The sequence below is a fragment of the Weissella soli genome, from assembly GCF_001761545.1.
GTDB classification, from domain to species: domain Bacteria; phylum Bacillota; class Bacilli; order Lactobacillales; family Lactobacillaceae; genus Weissella; species Weissella soli.
Window position 1 is genome coordinate 1,064,338 of record NZ_CP017326.1, and the last position, 25,381, is coordinate 1,089,718.

Here is a 25,381-nt window from a genome sequence, read left to right on the forward strand (position 1 = left end):
CGAGTAGTTTACGCAACAATTCTTTTTTCGTCAACTGTTAATTCTGACGAACCATGTTTTGGTGCGCTAAATTCACTGCCACCATCACATCGCACCACCAGTGAATATTGGTTACTTACTTCGCACAAGACTCAAAAAATAGATCCCCGCTTCAATAATGGCAATATAAAAGCTCACCGGAACATTGGTGTAATATGACAGGGCCAAGGCACTCCAGACACCTAGGACTGCAAATAAAATGGCCAAGCCGACCATCTGTACGACGGTGCGTCCCCACCGCATCGCCGCGGACGCTGGCAGAGTCATCAAGATAAAAATCAATAATGATCCCACCACCTGTGCGGATACGGCGACCGATGTGGCCATAATCACCAAGAAAATCATTTCATACCAAACCACATGTTTCAAACTAAACACGGCCGTGCTGTAGTCAAATGCATAATGGCGTAATGGGCGATATAACAGGAACATGGCCAACAAAACGATGACCGCTAACACTAATACTTCCCGAACATTTTGGCGACTGATACTAAAAATGGAACCAAATAAAATGCCCGTCGCGGCACTCGCATTTTTTTGTGACAAGGCCAAAAACGCAATCCCCAGTCCAATAGCCACCGCACTGACCGCTGAAATAAGAGATTCAGAACGCTTTTCTTGCAAGCCCAGTTGACCAATCGTCATGGCGGCTAAAATTGTAAATGCTAACATGCCAAATAATGGTGACCATGACATAAATAAGCCAAATGACGCCCCCGCAAAGCCAATTTCACTCAGCGTATGAGCAAAAAAAGACATGTGACGGGCCACCGTGAACACTCCCACAAAACCACTAACCACCGCGATTAAGGTCCCCACGAGATAGGCATGTTGCATGAAGGTGTAACTAAGCATGATTTTGACTCCCTTCCTGTAACCGTGTGATGTCAAGATCAGCCACGAAGCCCTGTTCGCCGCCTTCTTTGGATAATAGCAGATAGTCATCAGCGTAGCGCGTAATGATATCAAGATCGTGGCTCACCATCAAAATAGTGAGCTCATGGTGATTTTGATAATGCTTGACCACTTCCATAAACTCATATTTAGCTGAATTATCCAAATTGGCCGTGGCTTCATCCAAAATCAAAATATTGGGCTGTTTTACCAATGCCTGTGCCAGATAAGCCCGCTGTTTCTCACCGCCAGATGCAGTATCAATGCGACTGTTGGCTAATTGACGAAGATTGGTATCTTCGATGATGTGTGCCAATAACTTTTTCTCTCGTGGCTGCTTCCATGGCAACAGGCCACTATCAAAACTCAAACTAATGTACTCCGAAATTTTAATCGGAAATGCTTGCATATCCGGCCGGTATTGCGGCACATACGCGATCACCTGGTGATCATCGCTGTACTTAATCGTACCTTCTGTTAGTGTTTGGACTCCTAGAATAGCACGCAACAAGGTTGTCTTGCCTACGCCGTTGTCACCAACAATAGCTAGTATGCGTTGTTTATTCACTGCAAAATTAATCTGTCGATATAACCATCGATTATCGAACTGGATACCGACATTTTCTCCCGTAACAACTTTCATTACTTCAACACCTTCTCAATTGCTTTAAACTGGTTGGTCTGCCACGCCGCAAAACTGAGTCCATCTGGCTTGGTTTCTGTCACACTGACGACCGGGACACCCCGTTTTTTTGCATACCTTAACGCAGCATCAACGGTCTGGCTAGTCGTTTGCTTGTTTTCAATCACCAAGGCGACCTTTCCTTGATCAATCAAGCGTTGCCAGGCGCGGACGGCGGTCGGCGTAGGTGTCTCACCCTCCTCAACAGCCATTGAGAAGGCTTGATCAGCAATTGTGACGTTGTCGTTGGCTAAGGCATTATTAAAGACTGGTTCAGTCACTAAAATTGTCTTGCCTGCTAATAATTTTCCCACCTTGGCACGCTCCTTATTTAAGTGATTTTGTTTATTGAGGTAAGCTTGCGCGTTACGCTCAAAGTAAGCCTGCGCTGTGGGCTGTGCCTGTGTCAATTTCTTAACTAAAGCTTGGGTCACCCGTTTAGTAACATCGGCTTTGTACCAGAAATGTTCATTTTCACCGTCTTGATAAGCGTATAACTGGCCAACATTGATTGCCTGTGCCTGCTCGTTAGCTTGAGCAAGTTTAGTACTCCAAGCATCGTAACCACCACCATTGGAGATAATCACATCCGCCTGTTGATATAATCGAGCCGTCGTTGCCGTGGGTTCAAAATCATGGGGATCAATGGTGGCCTTTGTTAGCACGCTGGTCACTGATCCTTTATTACCAACTACTGCTTTTGCCATTTCACCATATGTGTTTAAACTTGTCACAATCTTGATCCGATTGCCATGTGTTGCGTGCATATTTGTCGAACTTTGCAGCCCCTTAACAATGACCACCCCGATTAGAATCAAGACAATCATGGCAGGTATCAGTAATGCCCACGAGTTCCGTTGTGTACGCATAATCACTCCTTATTTTTCAGAAATAAATCGATCCCGAATGAGCATCAAAAAGTGACCAATCGCCAGTTGGTTTTCAGGTGAAAACGCGGCAATCACCTTTTCATATTCAGCCAACGTTTCCCGATGTTGCGTCGCATGGCTGGCTGCCAGTGACATCCCCACATTGGTTAACGTCCAGCGCATCACCCGCCCATCATTTTCATCCGGCATCGGGGTGACTTTGGGATCAGCGCCCTCTTGCAAACCCTTCATGGCCTTGGTCACGGCTGCGGGTGTCACGCCAATCTCGTGCGCTAACACCGAGTTAGTCTGTGGTCCCTTTTGCGACAACAACATGAGTAGGTGGCCTTGGGTCGCAGTAATTTTCTGACCATCAGCACCCAATAGGACTTCACGTTGATTTTCTGATACTAGCCGAATAGCATTCAAAAATTCGTCAATTTGCTTAGCGTATTGCTCGGTTTGTTCTGACATATAAAACTCCTTTACCGGTAAGTTAACCAGTAAAGGAATTTTAACATGGATGTTTTTTTTTGACAACTGTCTAGGATATACAAAATAAAAGGCATCAACTGATTAAGGTGATGCCTTAGTTATTTCAACTTTTGGGATTATTTTTTTGAGATTTGTTTTACGATTATTTAGTTTGAGTATTGTTTTTGAGAGTATTGTTTGAATTTGTTTAGTTTTAAATTTGTGTCAGAATTGTCATATCCTCTGACAAATCAGTATAGAGCTTACGATACAAGGCAAAATACTTATTATAACGTTCATGACGTTTTGGATCTGGCAGTATCTTCTTCCCTAACACCTGCCAGGTTTTGACATCTTCAAGGGTCAGTGTTTCAGTTGCCAATCCTACTAAAATGACATCACCTAAGTTAGCCTCCGCATCTTCAATTGGCGTCCGAACAGCATAACCTGTCACATCAGCAAACATTTGCACCCAATCAGCTGAATTAGTGACGCCACCAGCAATGACGATGTAGTCTCCTAAATCTTCACCAGTTAATTCAATAGAATGACGAAGCGCATAGGCAACCGCTTCTTGGAAAGCATGAAAGACATGCGCCTTGCTATGTGCAAGCGACAATCCAAAGATCACACCTTTAGCATCAGAATTCCAAATAGGCGCCCGCTCACCCATAAAATATGGTAATACGATCAGGCCATCACTGCCTGCTGGAATATCCTTAGCTTGTTCACCGAGTGCTGCGTAGGCATTTATACCAGTCCCATTGCGTTGCATCTCTAGTTCATGCTCGGCAAAGTTATCACGAAACCATTTGGTAATTCCACCAGCAGTCGCTGAACCACTAAAGTTATAATTCAACGCTCGTGATTTGTATGGGTATGGCCACACAATCAGCCCTTTATTTTTAATCGGCTTTTCACTGACCAGCGCGGCATTCATCGATGTACCAATCGCGGCGACATACCGACCTGGCTCAAGTACGCCCATGCCAACATTGGCTGCACCCACATCAACGCCACCAACGATGACGGGTGTACCCGCTGCAACACCCAACTCAAGCGCGGCCTCTACTGTGATGTGACCCGCAATTTCATTGGCTGATACCAGACGATCAGGCATCATCGTTGCCGGAATTCCCAAGCTAGCCATTAGTTCTTCTGACCATGTGCCCGCGTTGATATCAAAGACGCCACCGATATTGCCAGCCGCTGAGTAATTGACCGCTAATTCTCCAGTCAAAGCTTGTACGACAAAGGTATCAGGCGGTAAGAATTGTTTAATTTTCGCCCAATTTTCAGGTTCATTATCTTTAATCCATAAGATTTTTGTATAACCATAATAGGGGTCAACAATATCATTGCCTGTGATTTCAGCTAAACGATCCAAATCAATATTATGCTTGACCCATTGTACTTGTTTCTCAGCCCGTCGATCCATCCAAATTAATGTTGGTCGGACCTCAGCCCCTGCTGCGTCGACTGGCACACCTGATCCTCCATACAATGCGGAGATACCGATTCCTTTGATATCCGCTACTGCAACGTTGCTCTTGGCCACTACTTCTTGAATGGACTGTTTAGCAGCCGCCAGCCAGACACTAGCCCACTGCTCAGCCCATAAATTCTTAGGGGTGAGTACATCATATTCGATAAGTGCTTGGGCAATTAACTTACCGGTCGTATCCATCAAGACGCTTTTAGTACTGGACGTGCCAATATCGGTTCCAATTAGGTAATTCATGTCACGGATTCCTCTTTTCAACTCATAAGATGTCTATATGCAATTTAAATTTAGTGCAAACGGCCTAGGAAGTTTTGAGTGATTCTATGCGATTACCAAGCAGTAAAAGCGCCATCTATTGCAAAATCAGCACCAGTCGCAAAGCTGCTTGTATCTGACGCCAAATACACGGCAATTCCCTGCAACTCCTCAGGCTTACCCATCCGACCAAGTGGTGCCCAGTCATTCCAAATATCAATCAATGGCTTCAATTCTTCTGAATTCTGCGTTAAGTCAGTCGCCATGTAACCTGGTGAAAGGGTATTTACCCGGACACCCTTCTTAGCCCATTCAATAGCGAGTGACTTTGAAAGCTGAATCACACCGGCCTTTGAGGCATTATACGAGGCTTGTGGTTGTGGCCGATTAACAATATGTGCAGACATTGAGGCTGTATTGATGATTGCTCCGCCACCGTGTTCAATCATGTACTTACCCGCTGCTTGTGATGTTAGGAAAACACCATTTAGATTCAAATTAATCACTTTAGTCCATTGGTCAAATGTGGTTTCTTCAGCCGGCGTATTAATTACCATCCCGGCATTATTAAAGGCAACATCCAAGCCACCTAATTTATCAACCACGGTGGTGATCATCTTTTGCACATCCTCTGGATTGGTCACATCCGCCTTCACTGCAATAACCTTTTGACCAGTTGCGGCGGCAATTTCCGCCGCGGTCGCTTGTGCCTTTTCCAATTGAATATCCACAATCGCCACATCAGCACCAGCTTCAGCCAATGCTTGTGCCATTGACTTCCCTAAACCCTGTGCACCGCCAGTGATATAGATTTTCTTACCATCCAAACGTAGCTTATCAATAATAGTTGTCATTTCACTATTCCCCTTTTGTATTGTGTTTAAGCAAGCGGCAATCGAACTGGCCAATTCTTATTTTTGTAAAATCACTTTACTTAATACTCCACTAGTTTATGATAGCGCTTTCAAAATGTCAATTTATTTTTGTAAATTCATTTAACATAACTTTCGTTGCCCGCGTCATATCAACGTGGTAAGCTGGTTTTAATCATTATTATGGAGGTTACAGCTATGGCTGATCAGGGAATGAAAAGTGTCCAACGATCAAATTTCACGGACACCTTTCAGTTATTCTATAAACATCAACAATTAACTAAGCAAACCATCATTGATGAGTTAGCACTGAGTCGCCCCACGGCCACAGCTAATTTACAAAAATTAATCGATCGCAACCTGATTATTGAAGCAGGCCAATCAAGTAATGAAGGTCGTGGACGAAAGGCAATCGCCTATTCATTGAATCCTACTGCTTTTGTCGCCCTGGGGGCGGAGCTATTCAGTGATCACGTCACATTAGTGGCAGTCGGTGCAAATGAAAAAACGTTATATCACACAACTTTCAAGTTACCTTTTGCCAATAAAACGAGCTATTATCTAGCAGTAACCAGTGCCATTCAAAGCTTCACTAAGCAACACCATCTGAACGCCAAGCAAATTATCGGTCTTGGCTTAGGGCTACAAGGTTTGGTTTCAGCTGATGGTACAGAAGTCATTTATGGTAAAATTTTGAATTTTACGGGCTTAACTACTGAAATCTTTGCACAATACTTGCCCTATCCAGTGACATTTTTTCATGATGCAGACGCCGTAGCCATTGCCGAACAACATTTATCTCAGCAAAAAGAGGATGCCATCTATCTTTCAATTGGTGAACACCTTGGGACAGCTATGATGGTTGGTGGCCAAATTTACCATGGCTCAAATGGTCGTAGTGGCACCATGGAACATATTTCAATAGATCCAGAACACGGTCGTCTTTGTTACTGTGGCCGCCGAGGCTGTATTGAAACCTATGTCTCAGGCAGTGCCCTCTTGCACGGGCGCACTGACACAATTACCGAATTTTTTGAGCACCTGCACGATCAGGATCAGGCGGTACAACTTCGCTGGCAAAGTTATCTCGACCACACTGCCCATGCAATTAATAATTTGCATATGTTTGCCGATTCACCTATCATTTTGGCTGGTGAAGTTGCCCGTTATATGGATCAGGCAACGATCACCGCTTTGCATGAACGCTTAACAAAATTGTCAGCTTTCCCTGAGCCCAAACCTTATTTACAATTAGGTCAAGCCGGTCAACATCCAGTTGCTGTTGGCGCGGCCTTACCTTTGCTAGAGGCCCATATCGCTCATATTTAGATCACTAATGATTAATAAACCGCCCCATCTTGAAGCTCAGATGGGACGGTTTATTTTTATAAATGATTTTACAAATTAATATTGTCAATTGTGGCGATGTCTGTTAATATCATTTTGTAAGCGCTTACTTAATAGTGTTTACTGATTCGTGTCTATCCTTAAATTTAACCAAACGGCCTAGGAACCTACTGGTGAAGATATGTCCCCTAATCAAGGAATGAGGAAAGACACGTGAAAAAATATCTCTCGTTTGCGGCCGGTGCGTTCGGCCATGATGCTTTTTATAATACATTAAGTCTCTATTTTGTAATGTTCGTGACAAGCCAACTATTCGCCACATCTGATCAAGCCTTCAACACACGCATGATTGGTTACGTGACAATTCTAATGACCATTATTCGGGTGGTCGAAATCGCATTTGATCCCATGATTGGTGGCGCAGTCGATAATACATCAACCCGTTGGGGCAAGTTCAAACCTTGGCTATTGATTGGTACGTTAACCGCCTCAGTGATGTTAGCGCTAATTTTCTCTAGCTTCGGTGGCTTAGCAACAAACAAACCAATGCTTTATTTGGTTTTATTTGGGATTGCCTTTCTTACTTTGGATGTTTTCTATTCATTTAGTGATATCGCGCTTTGGTCAATGCTCCCTGCCCTGTCAATGGATTCAAAGGAACGAACTCGTTTCGGGACGGTTTCTCGTTTTGGGTCAACTTTGGGTGCGCAAAGTGTCATTATTATCATTGTCCCAGCCGTGACTCTAATTTCTGGATTTTTCGGAGCCTCCGCTGGCCAACAAAATCAAATGGGGTGGTTAGGATATGCCGTAATTGTTGGTTTGCTAGCCTCGGTTGGTGCCATCGTTTTGGCAAAAAATGTTAAGGAAGATCAAAATCTAATCCGAGCCAACGTTGAACATACCCGTTTCCGTGATGTATTCAAGGTTATTGCTGGTAATGATCAATTAATGTGGCTCGCATTAAGTTACTTCCTTTTCGCCTTTAGCTATGTGATCAACAACTCCCTGTTGCTCTACTACTTCCGCTATGTTTTGGGTCACGCTGAAGCTTATGCACTGGTTGGGATTATTACTAGTATTTTGGGCGTCATTTCAGTTGCAATCTTCCCCTCATTAGCCGTCAAGATTTCACGTAAATTTGTCTACATTGGTGGGATTGGTCTGATGTTTATCGGCTTTGTGATCTTTGCTTTTGCTGGTACGAATCTCACCATGGCTTTGATCGCTGCCTCAGTTATTTTCTTTCCCTACCCACTAATCTTCCTGGCCACTTTGATGACCATCAGTGATTTAGTTGAATACGGACAATTGAAAAGTGGCAAGCGTAATGAAGCCGTCACTTTGTCAGTCCGACCATTGATTGATAAATTAGCGGGTGCGTTCTCCAATGGAATTGTGGGGGTCGTTGCGATCGGTGCCGGTATGACTGGTAATGCAAAGCCTGGTGACATTACTAGTTCGGGCCTTTTCCAATTCAAAGCCTTCATGTTTTACGGTCCCATGGTCTTGTTAGTAATTTCCGCTCTGATTTTCTTATGGAAGGTAACGTTGACTGAAGAAAAGCACGCCGATGTCGTTAAACAACTACGTAAAAAGCTTACGAATGACGCAGCAGCTACAGACAATAAAGAATGAGGTCGCACAAATGACACTAGATAAACAACAAGTACACATTGAGCCCGCCGATTTTGCCTTGGCCATTTTAGCTGGTAATCAACAACAGACTAATGAAGATAACAAACGTTATATCAAACGTCAATTAACCTTATATCTTGAAGCTATTTTGTTAGTGCAAGATTTTAATCAATTGGAAAAAACACAGTTCGAAATGTCTCGTGAAACCCAACGTACTCAAATTTTGGAAAAATTAATTGAACGACGTTATCAATAAGAGACAACAAAAGCACCTATCCTCAATCTTAGTTAGGATAGGTGCTTTTGTTGTCTTTTTGTTATCTAATATTGAAATTACTTAAGATTCCAAGCGGCACTCTCAAATCCATCATACAAGGCGTTAATTTTCTTTTCGGTTGCTTTAGTTTGGAATTCCTTAACCACTTCCCGGAAGGCTTTGGTCTTGGCACGATCCTTACGTGCAGCGATGATGTTGATGTAAGGGGCGGCCGTTTTTGGATCAGAAACATCCTGTGTTAACAAGATGGTCTTCTTCGCTAATTTAGCATCTTGCGCGAAGTTACCATTAATCACGGCGGCATCGGCTGATTTTAGATCAGCGACCGTCTGATCCGATGATACTTCAACAATGTCTAAGTGCTTTGGGTTTGAGGTGATATCTTTGACGGTTGGATTGGTCACTTTTTGGTTATACTTAATTAACTTTGCTTGCGTTAACAAGTTCAGTGCACGCTCTTCATTCGTGGCATCATTTGGAATCGCAATTTGCATACCGTCTTTCAAATCAGCTAACTTGTCTACTTTTAATGAGTACAAACGAATGGGTGAGATCACTGTTTTACCAATCGAAACTAATTTATTACCTAGGTTCTTATTTTGATCATCAAAGAAGATCTTGGTTTGAAAGGCGTTGATATCTAAACTACCATCAATCAAAGCTTGATTGGGCTTCACGTAATCGCTGAACACCTTAATTTTTAATTTCACATTGTATTTCTTTTCAGTACGTTTACTAATATCTTGCCAGAGTTCACGTGATGAATCCCCCACAATGCCGACGGTAACGGTTGTGTCTTTAGCAGCCACTTTTGTTGTGCTTGAGGTATGTGCCCAAATCCCACCGGCCACGGCAACTGCTGCCACAACACCAATTCCAGTAATAATTGCTTTCTTACTCATAACTCTCTCCTTCATAAATCGATTGCTTACTTTACTTCATATGATCCAATTAATGCCTGAATTAACTCGACATGTTTGTCATAATCCGCCACCCGTATATTTTCATTTGGGGCATGGACTAAACTATCATCATAGGCCAACCCAACGGCTGCGATGGGCGCCTGAATGTATTCATTAGCCCAATACATTGGTCCTGTGCCAGGCGAAGTTGGGGTCACTTCAACTTCGCTGTATAAACGCTGACCTAATGCGATCAAGGCTTGAATCCGTGGGGCCGTCATATCTGAGCGATAGCCTGGTGTTGCTAGGGTTAATTCTGCTTGAATATCACCAAAGCCATTCTTAGCAAGTTGCGCGACCACCTTTTGGAAAATATCCTCTGGTATCTGCCCAGGTACTAGTCTAATCTCAAGCTTAGCTGACGCCGTCGCCGGGGTAACCGTTTTAACACCAGCGCCTTGATAGCCACTTTGAATACCCTCAATGTTCAGATTGGACTTAAAATACAAATTATCATAGAAATCTTCGCCCGTTGTTTCTGATAGTAAAGGCCGTTGCAACCCGAAATCTTGCTTAATCTTTGTCGGTGTCACATCCAGGGACCGTACTAATTCATTTTCACGCTCGTTTGGTAAAATGGCATCATCGTACAATCCATCAATTGCAATTGCACCAGTTGGAGTTCGTAATGAATTCAGGGCTGCAATCAGACGCCAAGTGGCCGAATCAACCACTGTGGCAAAAGACGAATGTAAATCGCGATTAGCCGTTTCGCTGGTGAGTGTAAAGGTGATAATGCCTTTATTACCACCGAGTACTTCAAGGCGATCTGCGCCCCGCACTTCACCGGATTCCCAGATGACTAAATCCGTATCGGCAAATTCAATTGCATACTTTGCCAAATACTCCCGGAAGTACGTTGAACCCGACTCTTCCGCCCCTTCAACGAGAAAGAAGATGTTCACCGGCCAATCACCGTGGGCCTCTCGATAATCGACAATGGCATTTAACCGGGCGGTAATATGCCCTTTATCATCAGCGACCCCGCGACCGAATAGCTTACCCTCCTTAGCCACTAATTCAAACGGATTCGTCGCCCATAACGCGATGGGATCTTCTGGCTGGACATCGTAGTGATTGTAAATGACTAGCGTTTTGGCTGCAGAGTCATGACTCAAAAACTTACCAAAAACGAATGGTGCTGGATAAGTTTCATCAATGATCACTTCTGCCCCCGCCTCAGCAAATGCTTGGCCAACGAGCTGAGCGGCTTCAAGCTGACCCTCCTGGCGTGCTGAAACACTCGGAATCGCAATTAAATCACGCAATAAGTCTAAATACTTTTCTCGATTATCTGTCATATAAAACGCTCCTCAAATTATAATGAATTGGGTAACACGCAACAAAACAAAAAAGTCCCGGGACATCCAATCTATGGATATCCCGGGACGACGCATTCGTGTTACCACCCAGTTTTCCTCTTTCATCACTAAAAGAAGCTCATCACGTACGCCAGTGTATCGAACTACTCAACCACCGGATATACGTTAGCGCGATAACGGGCGCACCCGACCACGGCTCACATGCTGCTCACCCTGATTCCGACTCGGAGACCATTTTCATTACCTGCTGGAAGGCCAACTTTCACCAAACATCGGCTCTCTATACATCTTTCAGTAATTACTCATCTCGTCTTAATCAATAAAAGCAGTTTATGCCAATTATGAGAACTTGTCAATTATTTATTTAATTTGATTTTAATCTTACTTCTGATTGTTGTGCATGTTTTCGGATTTTCAAAGGCGTAGTGCCATATTGCTCTTTAAAAAGTTGCATTCCTAATTTCTTATTGGTAATACCATGTTGCAGAAAAATGGTTTCGATGGCCGTGGTACCATGAAGTAAATCTTGATAAACATATTGCAGTCTCAATTGATAGAGGTAACGTGTTAACGGTAACCCTGCTTGTTCTTTAAAATAGCGACTCAAATAGTCCGGATGATAGTGAAATCGTTCAGCCAACCCTTTAACTGTCAATGTTTCATCATAATGTTCATAAATATATCGCAACAGGTCTTTAATCCGGCTTTGATCAACAACATTTTCTGGTGCGACACTAATACTGTATGTAGTAATTAACGTATACAAGGCCTCCATCATTTGCCCAGTGAAACGTAGGAGATAACCCGGTTGTTTCTCGACGTATATTTGTGTCATTTGACGCAAGCAAGAAACAATCTCTTGATACTTAGCTGAAGCTTTCTCTGAAGGATTGTATGGTACATTGAACGTTAAAAGCTCACAATTTTTCCAATAGGCATCCAAGTACGCGACCGGTACTTGGAGAACTAATGAGGTGTTTTTCTCATTGGTAGTAGAATGAATTACCTCAGATCCGATTGCGACAAACTCATTAGGCTTCAACAATACCTCTTGATTTTCAAAACGAAAGGTCACTTGACCTTCGAGCACTAAAACAATCTCAAGATGATGATGCCAATGCAAAGCCTTGAATCCTGCTGATTCTTGAGAAACAAATACCCGTACACCAACATCATGATTGTCTGTAATTATTTCATGCCGTTTTTCATCAGTAATCGTCATTTTACACGCCACTCCTCACAGTAATTGGACAAAAACTCCTACAAATATTATCTGACACTTTCGGAACAGATTCTATACGTAGAAGTTTGTTGTTTTTTCACGATTATTTTAAAACCAACCTAATCAACTTGTTTCCACAATGGTAAGCTCATAAAATCATACTTTTCAGCCATCCACCGCCCATTTTCAGGTACGGCGAGAATCCGACCGTCTAAAATATGTTGCCACTTTCCAGCTGGTAGGTAATACTCAACCTCCCCACTCTCTGCCATGACTGGGGCAATTAACCATTGACTACCCAACATATATTGTCGATCTAACGTTGCCGTATTAGGGTCGTCAGGGAATTCCATATACATTGGTCGCATTAATGGTATCCCTTCGGCTACTGATTGTTTAGCTTGGTCGTATATATAGTCCATATTATTCATTTTCAGTTGCGTAAACTTCCGCGTTACTGCAACTGCTTCTTCATCGAACAACCAAGGAACCCGATACTGAATATTACCATGGTAGCGGGAATGTGATGACAAAAGGCCAAATTGCGTCCACCGCTTATAAATAGCTGGACTAGCATTTTCTTCGAAGCCACCGATGTCATGGCTCCAGAATGTAAATCCCGATGAAAGAAAACTTAATCCACCACGTAATGAGTCTGCCATTGAATGGAATTGACTTAAATTGTCACCACCCCAGTGAATTGGAAATTGTTGCCCACCAACGGTTGCCGAACGGGCAAAGACAACCGCTTCATCGGCACCCTTAACTGATTTTAAGAGATCAAATACAGCATCATTATAGCGATGTGTGTAATAATTATGTTCCCCCTGTGCATTATTCCCATTATAATAAACGGCATCATGCATTGGAATACGTTCTCCAAAGTCAGTTTTAAAGCAATCAACACCCATATCAAGTAACTTCTTTAGAAGACCTTTGTACCACTTGACGGCAGCTGGATTCGTAAAATCTACATATGCCAATCCAGGTTGCCACAAGTCCCACTGCCAAACATTGCCATCCCCTTGTTTGATGAAATATCCATTTTCTTGCCCAATTTTAAACAATGGTGACTTTTGGGAAATATATGGATTAATCCACACACAAACTTTCAATCCTTTGTCATGTAAACGTTGCATCAGACCTGCAGGGTCGGGAAATTGTTCATTATCCCACTCGAAGCTACTCCACTCAAATCCCTTCATCCAGAAACAATCAAAATGGAAAACAGATAACGGAATATCACGTTCAAACATGCCATCAATAAACTTCATTACGGTATCTTCTGAATAGTCGGTCGTAAATGACGTTGATAACCAAAGTCCAAACGTCCATTTTGGTGGCAACACAGACCCACCCGTCAACCGATTATATTTCCCAATCACATCTTTTGGTGTATCCCCGGCAATGATGTAATATTCCAATGATTCTCCACGTGTTGAGAAGCTGACCCGATCAACCACCTCGTTGGCAACTTCAAAACTAGTTGGCTGGCTCTCGTTCACAAATACCCCATAATAAGTTCCTGGATTGCCAGCAACGCCGGACTTGCCAGCAAGATAGAATGGAATGGACTTATACGATTGTTCAGAACCAGTTCCTCCATCCATGTTGATAGTTTCGATACTTTGGCCATTTTTTACGAAAGCCCCAAAACGTTCACCGAATCCATATACATTTGTACCTGGTAATAAACTCAACTGTTCCCGCATAAAATGTTGCGCACGTTTTACTGTACCTGGTGCTGCTAAAGACTGGGCACCGGTTACAGTATTCGCATGCATCACTTGTCCTAATTCCGTACCGGATAAATCATCAATGGAAGCCTGGGCTTTATATTCTGACCCGGTAATTCGCTGACCTCGATATTTGAAATCAATATTGAACTTATCATGTAAGCTAAAGGTGACTTCTAACTCACCACTTTTTAAACTGGCAGTGGTTTCAGTTTTTGAAATTTTCGGTTCGACATGTGATGGATATAACGTATACAGGGGGTTCTTATCCATCTGATTAAAATGTTTAATTTCAACACCAACAATATCCTCTCCTGGGGTAAATACTGTAATTGTTGATATACCAACATCCAACATATCGCTTCGTGATCGTAACGGCTGGTAAGCAGCTGAGACTCGTAACGCATCACTGACATAGTTTTCAGTATCTGCCAAAACAGTTTCTGCATCGAAGGCTTCCATCGGTGAGTTAATAATATACTCATCACGACCAAGCCAGTACCCATTAGTAAATTTCATGTCTAACTCCTATTCCTATTCCCCAAACTCAGCTAATTCCCGAGCGTGCTTTACTGACAATTCTGCGACCATTTTTGGCTCTACTTTATCGATATTGTTAAACAATAATGCAATAGCAGACAGAGCATATCCGATAAACGGAATCCAAATGAATCCTAAGGAAATAGCATGTAATGCTGACGTTGGTTGACTAGCTGCAGCACCTGAAGTGTATTGACCCGCTGCCAAAATCGCCGCTAAAATCATACCACCAATTCCCATTCCTAATTTTGCTGAAAATGATGAAAATGAAGTGACAAAACCTTCGGCACGAACATTGTTTTTCCATTCTCCAAAATCAACCGCATCTGACAGCATGACTGCAATCAACGCGCCGGTTAATCCATACGAAATATAGTAAACAACAATTCCAATCAGGATAACCGCAATGTTCCCATTCATCTTGTCTGCTACAAATAGAATTAATTGTGATAGCGCGGTTCCAACCATTCCTACCAACATGGTGTTTCGCTTACCAATCCGTGCGGCCACGAATGGTACCAAAGCCGTTGAAAATAAGGTGATAAATGTAGCTGCCAAGGTCAATGATCCGAGAGCTTCATTATGCAATACATATTTAAAATAATAAGGCAATGAACTTGAACGGACCGCGAAACCACCCCAATATATAAAGTTGATGAAAATAATAATGGCCCACGGATAATTACCCTTCAAAGCCTTCACTGATTCACGCATCGGTATTGAACGCTTGGAATCACGTGTCACAACCCGCTCTTTAGTCCCTGCGAAAGCAGTTAACAAACATGCTGCAGTAATAATCGCCAAAATCACTGCCCAAATAAACCAACCAATTGGGGAAGTCGTTGCATCTCCCTTGGTACCACGATCTCCAAAGATCCCACCAAAAAAAGCAACAGCTGGCAAAGTCAATGGTAAGAAGATCGCCCCACCAAAATTACCTAAAAATTGACGAATAGTTGACAAAGTAATCCGTTCCTTTGGATTACTGGTCAATGATGGCAAAATTGATGTCACAGGAATATTAATTCCTGAATATAAGATCTTCGATCCAATATAAGCGATGTAAATCCAAATAATTTTGCCTGTCTGTCCGAGACCTGGAATGGCTGTAAAGCACATCACACAGAAGATGGCAAAAGGAATTGAAAACCACAACCAATAAGGACGTGATTTACCCCACTTCGTTCGCGTGCGATCAATAAACTGTCCCCAGACTAATCCATCCACTGAATCTATAATGGCACTTAATGCAAATAGGCCAGTTACTGCCGCCGCTGCCACTCCCAACGTATCCGTACAAAATACTAAAAAGTATGTGCCAACAATCTGGAAAATGGTGTTACAACCAAAATCCGACATAGCATATGCTATTCGCTCTTTAATTTTCACCTGATTAGCTTGGACCGGTGCCGATGTCGTATTATCATCAACCCCACCAACTATAGTTTTACGATCAACCATGACAACTTCTCCTAAAATTTTTTTCTCGCTCGAGCACATTTCTTAGTATGTTATGAAAACGCTTTCATAACAATTGTATTTTTATCGCTAGTCAGAATTTCAACGATTTCAGGTCAGATATGACCTGTTTTTACAAAAAAACCTGCCAGATGTGATTCATCTGACAGGTTTTAAAATAATATGGTTTGGCTCATTTTATATTACACAATCAGTGTTTTTGCGGAGTGTCGTCTTTTTTAAAAGTAATACCAGCATTATTTTGTCAAATGCAAAATGTCCGCTGCAGAGAGTCCTTTGACAAGCTGATCCAATGTTGGCGAGGCCAACCAATCACTCGGCTCGCTGGCTCCGTATTTGATATTATGAGTCACTGCACCAGCAAATTGAAAGATATTATGAATCGTGTGGTGTGGAACAATAAACACGTCTGTTTCAGCATATAGTTTTAGCTGCAACTGTTCGTGATCGTTTAATATTGCTAAGGCGACTTGACCTTCTTGGACAACGTATAGCTCATCATATTTCTCATGATAATGGCTATTTTGCCAGGTAGCGACCTGACTGACCGTACGCGTATACGAGCTACCATCATCGGCTAAGAGACCTAACCGGACTTCACCATTGGGCATCTGGCGAAAATTATTTTTGACACCAAAGGCTTCACCATTTTCAAAATATTGAATATCAGTGCTCATTTTATAACTAACTTCCTTTCATTATCAAATCGCACCATCCCAACCCGGTCATTATTCGAGTACCCTTAGTGATGAGGATACTGATGACCCAACTCGTACACTTGTTCAGGTTCTTGGCTAATACGCGTAAACGTGTTTAAATCAGTTATTTTTTGCATGTCAACTGGGGCTAACTCAAAATCAAAAATAGCTGCATTTTCGATAATTCGGGCAGCATGGACTGACTTAGGGATGATAGCAGTGCCACGTTGCCAGTGCCACCGCAATACGATCTGGGCAGCTGACTTATGATACTTTTGCGCAAGTTCAACCAAGATTGGTTCATCTAAAGCACGCGCCCGGCCCAAAGGAGCCCATGCTTGTGTAATAATGCCCTGTGTTTTATTAAATTCTAACAAACCATCTTGCGTTAAAAATGGATGGTTTTCAACCTGATCAACTGCCGGCATGATATTAGCTTTGGTGGCCAAATATTGTAGATGAATGACCCCATAGTTTGAAACCCCAATTGACTTAACTACACCCTGTTCCTTCAAGTATTCAAAAGCCTTCCAGGTTTCAAAGAAATGTTGGTGTAACGGCCAATGGACCATCAGCATATCAACATAATCAACTTGCAAGTCTTTCAGTGATTTTTCAAAGGAACGTAGGGTATTATCATAGCCTTGATTTTCTTCAGCAATTTTTGTCGTTAAGAAGTACTCTTCCCGCGGTAAATTCAATTCTTGAGCAGCAAGACCAAACATATCTTCATTCTGGTACATTTGAGCGCTATCAAACAACCGATAACCCTGCTCCCAGGCTGTTTTCACGACTTGAGTTAACTCTGCTTGTGTGGATACTTTATATAATCCCAATCCTAATTGTGGCATTGTATTGCCATCGTTTAACTTTAGGCCCTTTAAATCAATCATGCCAGCCCTCCTGTAGGTACATGCAATTAATTCTGTTGCTTACGTCTCTAATTTATACGTATAATTTTACACTAAAATGTAATCGCTTACCACCGTGCGCCTGTCACCGCTGGCAATTCACGTTATTTAGAAAAACACTCAATCCTTTGAAAGATGCGCCCATAACTTCTATAATATGAAGTGTAGTCAAGGAAACAAGACGAAAGGGGATTTTCATTCATGAAAGTATTAGTTGTTGGTGCAAACGGTGGCGTATCTCGTCAATTTGCTGATTTAGTCAAAACTAATGAGCAAATCGAAGAAGTTGCAGCCATTCGTAATATGGATCAAACACCATTCTTTACAGAACGTGGTATTCAAACGGTTTACCAAGATTTAACCAAACATACCCAGGAAGACATCGAAGCAATTATCAAAGATAATGCCATCGATAGTGTGATCTTCTCCGCTGGTGCCGGTGGTTCTGGTGACGATATCGTCATGATGGTCGACCTAGATGGTGCCATTAAAACCATGCAAGCAACCGAAGCTGCTGGTGTAAAACGTTTCGTCATCGTGTCGACTTTTAGAACTGGCCGTGCAGAAATTGAAAAGAATTACATCCGCGTATACACAACCGGTAAAACCTATGCAGATGAATGGCTAAAATCTCGCACAAAGCTTGATTGGACCATTGTCCATCCTGGTCTATTACAAGATATTCCTGGCACAGGTAAGATTACCACCGTTCCCCAATCTGACATGATTGGCGTTTCTCGTCAAGATATTGCTCGTACTTTAGTAAGTGTCTTAGAAAATGACACGACGATTGGTAAGGAATTTGAAGTGGTTAATGGTGATACACCAATTGATGAGGCCATCAAAGCCTTATAATAGCTACACATAAAAGGAAGTCTGCAGTGGTTGCACCATTGCAGACTTCCTTTTATTTATGTTTACAACTAGGATCTTTTGTCCTAATCACTTTTTGGAATTATTTTTGAGAGATTTTTTTGAGAGTTTTGTTTCGAGATTGTTGAGAGATTTTAGACAGCAGTTAATTGGTACCATCGGCTTCGATTTCTTCCAACGTGCGACCAGCTGTTTCTGGCACACGGAACCGAATGAATAGTACGGCAATGATCGAAATGACACCGAAGATGGCAAAAACTGCTGACTGTGACATATGGGCGGTCATAATTGGGAATAACAAGCCCACGGCGAACGATCCTAACCAGTTAAATGATGACGCCAATCCTGAAGCCCGGCCACGAATCGCCAATGGGAAGATTTCACCAACCAACACCCACGTTAATGGTGCCCAAGTAAATGAATAGAAGGCGACGAAGATTGATAAGAACACGACAATTGTCATTGATGGTAGTTTATCAGCGCCAACAACCATATTCAAAATCGCAGGCATCAAGAAAGATAAGGCCATAACCGTGCCACCAAGCATCAACATCTTCCGGCGACTAAAGCGATCACCAACCATCATGTAGACAATTGCACCGATCACCAAGATCACACCCTGGATGATTGGCCAAAGCAAAGCACTCGATGCCGCTTGGCCAGTTGCCTTTTCGACAATCAAAGGGATGTAGTAGAAGATCGCGTTGGCACCCATAAATTGTTGAAAGGCTGCGACGCCGATTCCAGCAATGACCAAGTAACGATACTTACCAGAGAATAATGTTCCTAAATTGATATTAGCTGCGGCTTGCGCTTCTTTATCTGATGTTTCTTGAATATCATGCAGTTCGCTGGCGATGACATTATCCGGACGAATGTATGATAGCACCTCACGTGCCTCAGCAAATTTTCCTTGCTTAACCAGGAATCGTGGTGATTCTGGTAACTTCAATACCCCAAAGAAAAGAATAACCGCTGGCACGGCTGCCAATCCAAGCATCAATCGCCATGATAGTCCTTCAGGTAATTCCTGCAAGAGGTAGTCCATGATATATGAAATTAACATTCCTGACACGATCATCAGTTGATTCAGGCCAGAAAGTGAACCACGTTTTTCAGCGGGTGCCATTTCCGACATATATGATGGTACTAAAGCTGATGCTGCACCAACAGCCAACCCCAGCAATACTCGTGCAACCAGCAACCAAGCCACCCCATTATCGGGTGACAAGCCGGCCATGATCGCACCGACACCAAACACGGCTGATGAGATCAAAATCATGCGTCGGCGGCCCAGCTTATCTGAAAGCTGACCTGCCAAGGCACCACCAACGATGGCACCTAGCATCAATGAAGATGTAATCCAAGCGATTACCGTTGGATTTTGCGCCGCTGGCCAGTCCTTTTGCAAGAATGGCAACGCACCGGTCATCACACCAATATCGTAACCAAAGAGGATTCCACCAAAAGCCCCAAAGAAATAGATGAATCCTGCTGGAATTTTCTTTTTTGTATTTGTCATTAAATTGCCCCTATTTGCCCCTATTGCTTACTTAATATCGACAAATGTCAAATCAAATAACTTGGCTAAGTCTTCGAGTTGCTCAGTGTCAATGGTGAAACTAAGTGTTGTATGGTGGCCACCCCCCACGGTTAGCCAACCTTCAGCACCAGCTTTAAGCCCAACCTTTGGCGTCCACAATTGCTTGGCCACTGGTAAGAATGGTGTCTCAGCTTCTGGCTTATTACCACGTACTTCATAGCTAATCAACTTAAATTCATCACCAAAATCTGCTAGGGTGACATCGACAGCGTCACCTTCACGACCAGAGAAGACCAGCCGTGCTGGATCATCTTTGCCACCAATCCCAAGTGGATGGACTTCCACTCGTGGCTTATCTGAAGCGATACTTGGATCAACTTCAAGCATGTGTGATCCCAAAATGGCCTCATGTCCCTTACGCAAATCAAGTGTGTAGTCTTCCATAAAGGCGGTTGCTTGATTATGTGACATAATCTTCAACAAACGAGTCAATCCAGCCGTCTTCCAGTCACCCTCACCGGCGAAACCATAACCTTCTGCTAATAGCAATTGGGCGGCTAAGCCTGGCAATTGTTCCAAACCAACTAAATCTTCGAAGTTTGTCGTGAAGGCTGAGTAGCCCTTTTCATCCATGAACGTCTTGATACCAATGTATTCACGCAATTGATACTTCACATTGTGCTCAAACTTTTCAGGTGAATTGTCACCGATAACATAGTCATATGACTCCTGCAATGAGTCATACAAAGCATCGATATCAGCGTCTGGTACCGCGTTAACATATTCAACTAGATCACCGACACCGTAGTAATCAACCGTCCAGCCAAGCTTGATTTGTGCCTCAATCTTGTCACCATCGGTCACCGCGACGTTTCGCATTTTATCCGCAAACGTCACCACTTTGATCTTGTAGCTTTCGTTGTATGCAACAGCCACATCCATCCACTTTGCGATCTGATGTTGAATGTCCTCATCAGCCCAGTGACCCAAGATAATTTTGTTGTTCTTACGCAAACGCGCGTTAATAAAGGCATATTCGCGATCACCATGGGCTGATTGGTTCAAATTCATATAATCGAAATCAATGGTGCTGTATGGAATTTCATTTAAGTATTGCGTTGCTAGATGTAGCAACGGCTTAGTAAGGAGTTGGGTACCCCGAATCCAATTCTTGGCTGGTGAGAAGGTGTGCGCCCACGTGATAACACCGGCAACAGAATCATCGAAACTAGCTTCCTTGAGTGTTTCTGTGATGTTTTCAGCAGTGACCCCCACGGTCTTAAACTCAACAGGATATGGTAGCTTTCCCGACTTGTTCAAAGCATCGACGATTTCCCTTGAATCTGCTTCAACTTGCTTCAAGACTTCTGGTCCATACAAGAACTGAGACCCAGTAACGAACAAAAACTTGTAATTTGCAACTTCAGACATGTTAAATTCCCCCTAATTTACCCTTCAACTAATTGATTGCAGTGGAGTGATTATGTGACAACGCGTTATCTTGGCCGTAGTAGGCATTTGCGCCATGCTTCCGGTAATAATGCTTATCTAGTAGATACTGTGGAATTGAGCTATCCCCATGGGTCAGCATCAAAGTGTGGTAATTCATCTCAGCTACCACTTCTAAGACTTTGGCATTGTGCACCGCGTCCATGGCGTCTTTGCCCCAAGTAAATGGACCATGTTGACGCACTAAGACCGCTGGCACATCCATTGGGTTCAGCGATCGCTTGGCGAATTCACGCTCAATCACGACCCCGGTGTTGAGTTCATAGGCACCTTCAACTTCTGGTTGTGTCAATGCATCAGCCACCGGCACGGTACCATAGAATGTATCGGCGTGGGTTGTCCCAAAAGCCTCAATGTCGACACCAGCTTGTGCAAAACTAACTGCCCAAGGTGAATGGGTATGCACGACGCCCCCAATTTCTGAAAATGTACGATACAAATAGGCGTGTGTCGGCGTATCTGATGAAGGATTCATCTCGCCTTCAACGACTTCACCATCCAAATTTACCACCACCATATCGGCCGGTTGAAGTTGGTCGTAGTCAACGCCCGAAGGTTTAATGACGAATAACCCACTCTCACGATCGATTTCACTGACGTTTCCCCATGTAAAGGTCACTAAATCATATTTAGGCAAAAGCATATTTGCCTCATAGACCTTTTGCTTCAAATTTTCTAACATATCGTCTCCTAATTATTTAGAGTCAGCACGGCATGGGCTTCAATTGGCAACCCAGCCTTGTATCGATCCATAAATACATTGAATCCGTCGATATCTCGTTTATCCGGGAAGATTGTCGTAGATTCTTGATCTACAAAGACTTCACGATCGAGGAAGTCTTCTAATGCTTGATCTGATTTGCCATTTGCATACGCTGCCAAAATGGCCATTCCCCAAGGACCACCTTCACCCGCGGTTTTCATCACTGTTACGGGTGCTTCCATCACAGCTGCCAGAATTTTTTGGGCGACAACTGGTGTTTTAAAGATGCCACCAGCCGCAACAATCGAATCAGTTTCGACTTGCTCATCCGCTAAGATTTCGAGCCCAATCTTCATTGCACCGAAAGCCGAATAGAGATTAGCCCGCATCAGATTACCAATGGTGAAATTACTGTCTGGTTGACGCGCCAATAAGGGCCGTCCTTCTGACATGTGGGTGATATTTTCACCTGAATAATAACCGTACGTTAGCAGGCCGTCCGCATCCGCATCTGCACCTAAGATCGTATTGAACAATTTAGCGTACAACTCATTGGTTGAAATATTAACTCCCAGTAAGTCAGCAAATTCTTTGAATAACTTGGCCCAAGCATTGATGTCAGAACTTGAATTATTCGCATGCACCATGGCTACAAGCTCACCAGTTGGTGTCGTGACAATATCGATATCGCTATGCCACTTTGATAATGGCTTATCCATCACGATCATCACAAACGCCGATGTGCCAGCTGAGACGTTTCCGGTATGCACCCGGACGGCATTAGTTGCGACCATGCCAGTACCGGCATCCCCCTCAGGTGCGGCTAAACGAGCGCCGGCTTGCAAGGTACCTGAAGGATCCAGCAACCGAGCGCCGGCTGCCGTTAGTACACCAGCCGTTTCACCAGCGGCTAGTACTTTCGGTAAAATATCACTTAATTGCCAGTGATATTGTTGTACTGAACGTAATTTATCAAACCGTTCAACCATGGATTGATCATAATTTTTTGTATGCATGTCAATTGGGAAAACCCCTGAAGCATCCCCAATACCAAGGACCTTTTCACCTGAAACTTTCCAATGAACATATCCCGCTAACGTGGTGATAAAGTCAATATCTTTGACGTGTTGCTCTTGGTTCAGGATAGCCTGATACAAGTGTGCAATTGACCAACGTTGTGGAATATTGAAATTGAACAGGCTGGTTAACTCCACCGAAGCTTGCTCCGTGATGCTGTTGCGCCATGTTCTAAATGGGACTAACAATTTCCCTTCAGCATTGAATGGCATATACCCATGCATCATTGCGGAGAAACCAATTGAGCCGATGGTTTTTAACTCGGTATGATATGTGCGTTTTACTTCAGCTGCCATCTCAGCGTAGGCTGTTTGCAAACCTTCCCAAATCAATTCTTCAGGATAAGTCCAGATACCATTCTCGAGTTGATTTTCCCATTCAAACATCCCTTGTGCGATGGGTGAATATTTACTATCAATCAGAACGGCTTTAATTCGCGTTGAGCCAAATTCTACTCCCAGACTCGTTTGTCCGGTTTCAATATCATGTTTAGCTAGTTCACTCATAGTATCCTCCAAAGTATCCGTAAGCGCTTACAAGAATAATAATATGCTTTTGTCCGTATAAGTCAATCCTATTTTTAGTAAGTTGTACGTTATTTGTTTAATGCACAGCGTTAAAAAGCGGGTTGTGGTTAGATAATTGTCCGTATAAATTAGAAAATGCGTACAAAAAAAGCACTTTTGAATTTTCATCAAAAATGCTTCATTAATCTAATTTGCTAGTTGAGTTACGTAAGATCAGTTCGGCTGGATACTGAATCGAGGCCACAGCTTCACCCCGAATCATTTTTAAGAGCATCGTAGCCGCGTCCCGCCCCATTTGCGCCTGTACATGCCTCAAAGTGGTCAAACTAGGGGTCATATATTTTGACAAAGTATAATCATCAAACCCGACCACCGACAGATCCTCTGGCACCTTGAGCCCCAATGAATTCGCTAAATCTAAAATACGAATCGCAATTTGGTCATTATAGGCCACCACGGCTGTCGGCCGTGATTCTTGGGGTTGGGTTAATAGACTACCGATGCGTTTCATCAAGGTTGCCCGGCTATCACTTGTTTGATACATCATCGTTGCGCCATAAATCGATAATTGGGGATGTTGGCGATAGGCTTGCATAAACCCATCCATTCGGTCCACCCCCTGATTATCATCCACCTGAAACACGCCCAGAATCCGCTCATGGCCCTGTTCGATGAGATAATTAGTGATATCACGCATGGCTTGTGTATCATCAGTCGTCAAAGATGGTGCATTTAGCCCGGCATACTTGGCATTAATAAAGACGACTGGAATATGTAACGCTTCTAATTCACGATATAAATCCAAATTTTCCTGGTTAAGGGCACTTTGGGTGGGTTCAACGATGAAGCCATCAATACTTTTCCCCATGAGTGACACTAATGCTTTTCGTTCACGACTGGGATCATTGTGTGTATTAGACAAAATCAAGGAGTAGCCTTGTTCGGAGATGACATCATCAATGCCAGACACAATTTGTGGAAAAATATAGGACGTCAGATGGGTCGTGATGACACCGATATTGCGATCACTCGACTTGGCGGGTTCTGAATGCCGCCAATCATCGACGAACATCCCACCCCCTTGAATACGGTAGATATAGTGGTCGACCTCTAAATCCTGCATCGCGCGCCTGATGGTATAGCGACTCACCCCATATTCTGCCATTAACTCTGATTCGGTTGGTAACCGATCGTTTACTTCATAATCGCCGGATAAGATTAATTTCTTAAGCCCCTCCTTGACGATGTCATATTTATTTGCCATTTCTCTACCTTGCTCTCTCAGTTATGCGGATAAATTTTTACCTGTTCATATTATTGAACCATACTCCCGCAAAATATGCCAACCATGGCACCAATTCTGCTAGTCGTCAGCTTGATGAGGCGCACAAAAAAACCAGATATACAGCCTCGTACATCTGGTTCTAC

The 25,381-nt window shown here is 43.1% G+C and carries 22 protein-coding genes; 4 read left to right on the forward strand and 18 right to left on the reverse strand.

Annotated features, from left to right (window positions below; genetic code table 11):
• Positions 1-111 precede the first annotated feature (111 nt).
• The 6 genes from WSWS_RS05110 to WSWS_RS05135 form a co-directional block, all read right to left on the reverse strand.
• Complete coding sequence (locus WSWS_RS05110; protein ID WP_070230274.1) at positions 112-894, reverse strand: metal ABC transporter permease; 783 nt, start codon at positions 892-894, stop codon at positions 112-114.
• Positions 887-1,576: a metal ABC transporter ATP-binding protein gene (locus WSWS_RS05115; RefSeq protein WP_070230275.1), complete on the reverse strand. Its 690-nt coding sequence runs from the start codon at positions 1,574-1,576 to the stop codon at positions 887-889. The genes WSWS_RS05110 and WSWS_RS05115 overlap by 8 nt, the downstream gene beginning before the upstream one ends.
• On the reverse strand, positions 1,576-2,484 hold the full coding sequence (locus WSWS_RS05120; RefSeq protein ID WP_070230276.1) for a metal ABC transporter solute-binding protein, Zn/Mn family: 909 nt from the start codon (positions 2,482-2,484) through the stop codon (positions 1,576-1,578). The genes WSWS_RS05115 and WSWS_RS05120 overlap by 1 nt, the downstream gene beginning before the upstream one ends.
• Positions 2,485-2,493: 9 nt before the next feature.
• On the reverse strand, positions 2,494-2,958 hold the full coding sequence (locus tag WSWS_RS05125; RefSeq protein ID WP_070230277.1) for a MarR family winged helix-turn-helix transcriptional regulator: 465 nt from the start codon (positions 2,956-2,958) through the stop codon (positions 2,494-2,496).
• A gap of 214 nt (positions 2,959-3,172) precedes the next feature.
• Positions 3,173-4,699, reverse strand: coding sequence for an FGGY-family carbohydrate kinase (locus WSWS_RS05130; RefSeq protein WP_070230278.1), 1,527 nt, complete (start codon positions 4,697-4,699; stop codon positions 3,173-3,175).
• A gap of 92 nt (positions 4,700-4,791) precedes the next feature.
• On the reverse strand, positions 4,792-5,571 hold the full coding sequence (locus WSWS_RS05135; RefSeq protein WP_070230279.1) for an SDR family oxidoreductase: 780 nt from the start codon (positions 5,569-5,571) through the stop codon (positions 4,792-4,794).
• A gap of 216 nt (positions 5,572-5,787) precedes the next feature.
• Between WSWS_RS05135 and WSWS_RS05140 the strand changes: the two genes are divergently transcribed.
• The 3 genes from WSWS_RS05140 to WSWS_RS05150 all read left to right on the forward strand — a co-directional run bounded on the left by WSWS_RS05140 (position 5,788) and on the right by WSWS_RS05150 (position 8,830).
• Positions 5,788-6,918, forward strand: coding sequence for an ROK family protein (locus WSWS_RS05140; protein WP_070230280.1), 1,131 nt, complete (start codon positions 5,788-5,790; stop codon positions 6,916-6,918).
• 231 nt (positions 6,919-7,149) lie between these two features.
• On the forward strand, positions 7,150-8,574 hold the full coding sequence (locus WSWS_RS05145; RefSeq protein WP_070230281.1) for a glycoside-pentoside-hexuronide (GPH):cation symporter: 1,425 nt from the start codon (positions 7,150-7,152) through the stop codon (positions 8,572-8,574).
• 10 nt (positions 8,575-8,584) lie between these two features.
• Positions 8,585-8,830 (forward strand): hypothetical protein, encoded by a 246-nt coding sequence (locus tag WSWS_RS05150; protein WP_070230282.1) that lies wholly within the window; start codon positions 8,585-8,587, stop codon positions 8,828-8,830.
• A 77-nt stretch (positions 8,831-8,907) separates the two neighbouring features.
• On the opposite strand, the gene WSWS_RS05155 is transcribed toward WSWS_RS05150, so the two are convergent.
• The 7 genes from WSWS_RS05155 to WSWS_RS05185 all read right to left on the reverse strand — a co-directional run bounded on the left by WSWS_RS05155 (position 8,908) and on the right by WSWS_RS05185 (position 17,703).
• Positions 8,908-9,753: a MetQ/NlpA family ABC transporter substrate-binding protein gene (locus WSWS_RS05155; RefSeq protein ID WP_070230283.1), complete on the reverse strand. Its 846-nt coding sequence runs from the start codon at positions 9,751-9,753 to the stop codon at positions 8,908-8,910.
• Between the two features lie 26 nt (positions 9,754-9,779).
• Positions 9,780-11,114, reverse strand: a complete 1,335-nt coding sequence (locus tag WSWS_RS05160; protein WP_070230284.1) for a M20/M25/M40 family metallo-hydrolase — start codon at positions 11,112-11,114, stop codon at positions 9,780-9,782.
• A gap of 385 nt (positions 11,115-11,499) precedes the next feature.
• Positions 11,500-12,357, reverse strand: coding sequence for an AraC family transcriptional regulator (locus WSWS_RS05165; RefSeq protein ID WP_070230285.1), 858 nt, complete (start codon positions 12,355-12,357; stop codon positions 11,500-11,502).
• 119 nt (positions 12,358-12,476) lie between these two features.
• Entirely contained in the window at positions 12,477-14,612 is a 2,136-nt protein-coding gene (gene yicI / locus WSWS_RS05170; RefSeq protein WP_070230286.1) for an alpha-xylosidase, read from the reverse strand.
• 15 nt (positions 14,613-14,627) lie between these two features.
• The gene (locus tag WSWS_RS05175) at positions 14,628-15,992 is read right to left on the reverse strand and encodes a glycoside-pentoside-hexuronide (GPH):cation symporter (protein ID WP_070230828.1); all 1,365 of its coding nucleotides are present in this window, start codon (positions 15,990-15,992) and stop codon (positions 14,628-14,630) included.
• A 356-nt stretch (positions 15,993-16,348) separates the two neighbouring features.
• On the reverse strand, positions 16,349-16,789 hold the full coding sequence (locus WSWS_RS05180) for a hypothetical protein (protein ID WP_070230287.1): 441 nt from the start codon (positions 16,787-16,789) through the stop codon (positions 16,349-16,351).
• A 65-nt stretch (positions 16,790-16,854) separates the two neighbouring features.
• Positions 16,855-17,703: an aldo/keto reductase gene (locus tag WSWS_RS05185; protein WP_070230288.1), complete on the reverse strand. Its 849-nt coding sequence runs from the start codon at positions 17,701-17,703 to the stop codon at positions 16,855-16,857.
• A 219-nt stretch (positions 17,704-17,922) separates the two neighbouring features.
• Between WSWS_RS05185 and WSWS_RS05190 the strand changes: the two genes are divergently transcribed.
• Positions 17,923-18,576 (forward strand): SDR family oxidoreductase, encoded by a 654-nt coding sequence (locus tag WSWS_RS05190; RefSeq protein WP_070230289.1) that lies wholly within the window; start codon positions 17,923-17,925, stop codon positions 18,574-18,576.
• A gap of 163 nt (positions 18,577-18,739) precedes the next feature.
• Here WSWS_RS05190 and WSWS_RS05195 read toward each other — a convergent pair whose 3' ends face one another.
• The 5 genes from WSWS_RS05195 to WSWS_RS05215 all read right to left on the reverse strand — a co-directional run bounded on the left by WSWS_RS05195 (position 18,740) and on the right by WSWS_RS05215 (position 25,217).
• Positions 18,740-20,116 carry a sugar porter family MFS transporter gene (locus WSWS_RS05195; protein WP_070230290.1) on the reverse strand — a complete coding sequence of 459 codons (1,377 nt, stop codon included), beginning with the start codon at positions 20,114-20,116 and terminating at the stop codon, positions 18,740-18,742.
• Positions 20,117-20,143: 27 nt separating this feature from the next.
• Positions 20,144-21,568 carry an L-arabinose isomerase gene (gene araA / locus WSWS_RS05200; RefSeq protein ID WP_070230291.1) on the reverse strand — a complete coding sequence of 475 codons (1,425 nt, stop codon included), beginning with the start codon at positions 21,566-21,568 and terminating at the stop codon, positions 20,144-20,146.
• A 28-nt stretch (positions 21,569-21,596) separates the two neighbouring features.
• Positions 21,597-22,328 carry an L-ribulose-5-phosphate 4-epimerase gene (locus WSWS_RS05205; protein ID WP_070230292.1) on the reverse strand — a complete coding sequence of 244 codons (732 nt, stop codon included), beginning with the start codon at positions 22,326-22,328 and terminating at the stop codon, positions 21,597-21,599.
• 8 nt (positions 22,329-22,336) lie between these two features.
• Positions 22,337-23,932 carry a xylulokinase gene (locus WSWS_RS05210; RefSeq protein WP_070230293.1) on the reverse strand — a complete coding sequence of 532 codons (1,596 nt, stop codon included), beginning with the start codon at positions 23,930-23,932 and terminating at the stop codon, positions 22,337-22,339.
• A gap of 202 nt (positions 23,933-24,134) precedes the next feature.
• Positions 24,135-25,217, reverse strand: coding sequence for a GntR family transcriptional regulator (locus WSWS_RS05215; RefSeq protein WP_070230294.1), 1,083 nt, complete (start codon positions 25,215-25,217; stop codon positions 24,135-24,137).
• Positions 25,218-25,381 lie beyond the last annotated feature (164 nt).

Coding starts and splice junctions, on each gene's coding strand:
- WSWS_RS05210 (WP_070230293.1), bottom strand. CDS start 23,932: ATGAGTGAACTAGCTAAACATGATATTGAAACCGGACAAACGAGTCTG.
- WSWS_RS05175 (WP_070230828.1), bottom strand. CDS start 15,992: ATGTCGGATTTTGGTTGTAACACCATTTTCCAGATTGTTGGCACATAC.
- WSWS_RS05180 (WP_070230287.1), bottom strand. CDS start 16,789: ATGAGCACTGATATTCAATATTTTGAAAATGGTGAAGCCTTTGGTGTC.
- WSWS_RS05115 (WP_070230275.1), bottom strand. CDS start 1,576: ATGAAAGTTGTTACGGGAGAAAATGTCGGTATCCAGTTCGATAATCGA.
- WSWS_RS05130 (WP_070230278.1), bottom strand. CDS start 4,699: ATGAATTACCTAATTGGAACCGATATTGGCACGTCCAGTACTAAAAGC.
- WSWS_RS05125 (WP_070230277.1), bottom strand. CDS start 2,958: ATGTCAGAACAAACCGAGCAATACGCTAAGCAAATTGACGAATTTTTG.
- WSWS_RS05140 (WP_070230280.1), top strand. CDS start 5,788: ATGGCTGATCAGGGAATGAAAAGTGTCCAACGATCAAATTTCACGGAC.
- WSWS_RS05190 (WP_070230289.1), top strand. CDS start 17,923: ATGAAAGTATTAGTTGTTGGTGCAAACGGTGGCGTATCTCGTCAATTT.
- WSWS_RS05165 (WP_070230285.1), bottom strand. CDS start 12,357: ATGACGATTACTGATGAAAAACGGCATGAAATAATTACAGACAATCAT.
- WSWS_RS05150 (WP_070230282.1), top strand. CDS start 8,585: ATGACACTAGATAAACAACAAGTACACATTGAGCCCGCCGATTTTGCC.
- WSWS_RS05135 (WP_070230279.1), bottom strand. CDS start 5,571: ATGACAACTATTATTGATAAGCTACGTTTGGATGGTAAGAAAATCTAT.
- WSWS_RS05205 (WP_070230292.1), bottom strand. CDS start 22,328: ATGTTAGAAAATTTGAAGCAAAAGGTCTATGAGGCAAATATGCTTTTG.
- WSWS_RS05160 (WP_070230284.1), bottom strand. CDS start 11,114: ATGACAGATAATCGAGAAAAGTATTTAGACTTATTGCGTGATTTAATT.
- WSWS_RS05215 (WP_070230294.1), bottom strand. CDS start 25,217: ATGGCAAATAAATATGACATCGTCAAGGAGGGGCTTAAGAAATTAATC.
- WSWS_RS05120 (WP_070230276.1), bottom strand. CDS start 2,484: ATGCGTACACAACGGAACTCGTGGGCATTACTGATACCTGCCATGATT.
- araA (WP_070230291.1), bottom strand. CDS start 21,568: ATGTCTGAAGTTGCAAATTACAAGTTTTTGTTCGTTACTGGGTCTCAG.
- WSWS_RS05195 (WP_070230290.1), bottom strand. CDS start 20,116: ATGACAAATACAAAAAAGAAAATTCCAGCAGGATTCATCTATTTCTTT.
- WSWS_RS05155 (WP_070230283.1), bottom strand. CDS start 9,753: ATGAGTAAGAAAGCAATTATTACTGGAATTGGTGTTGTGGCAGCAGTT.
- WSWS_RS05185 (WP_070230288.1), bottom strand. CDS start 17,703: ATGATTGATTTAAAGGGCCTAAAGTTAAACGATGGCAATACAATGCCA.
- WSWS_RS05110 (WP_070230274.1), bottom strand. CDS start 894: ATGCTTAGTTACACCTTCATGCAACATGCCTATCTCGTGGGGACCTTA.
- yicI (WP_070230286.1), bottom strand. CDS start 14,612: ATGAAATTTACTAATGGGTACTGGCTTGGTCGTGATGAGTATATTATT.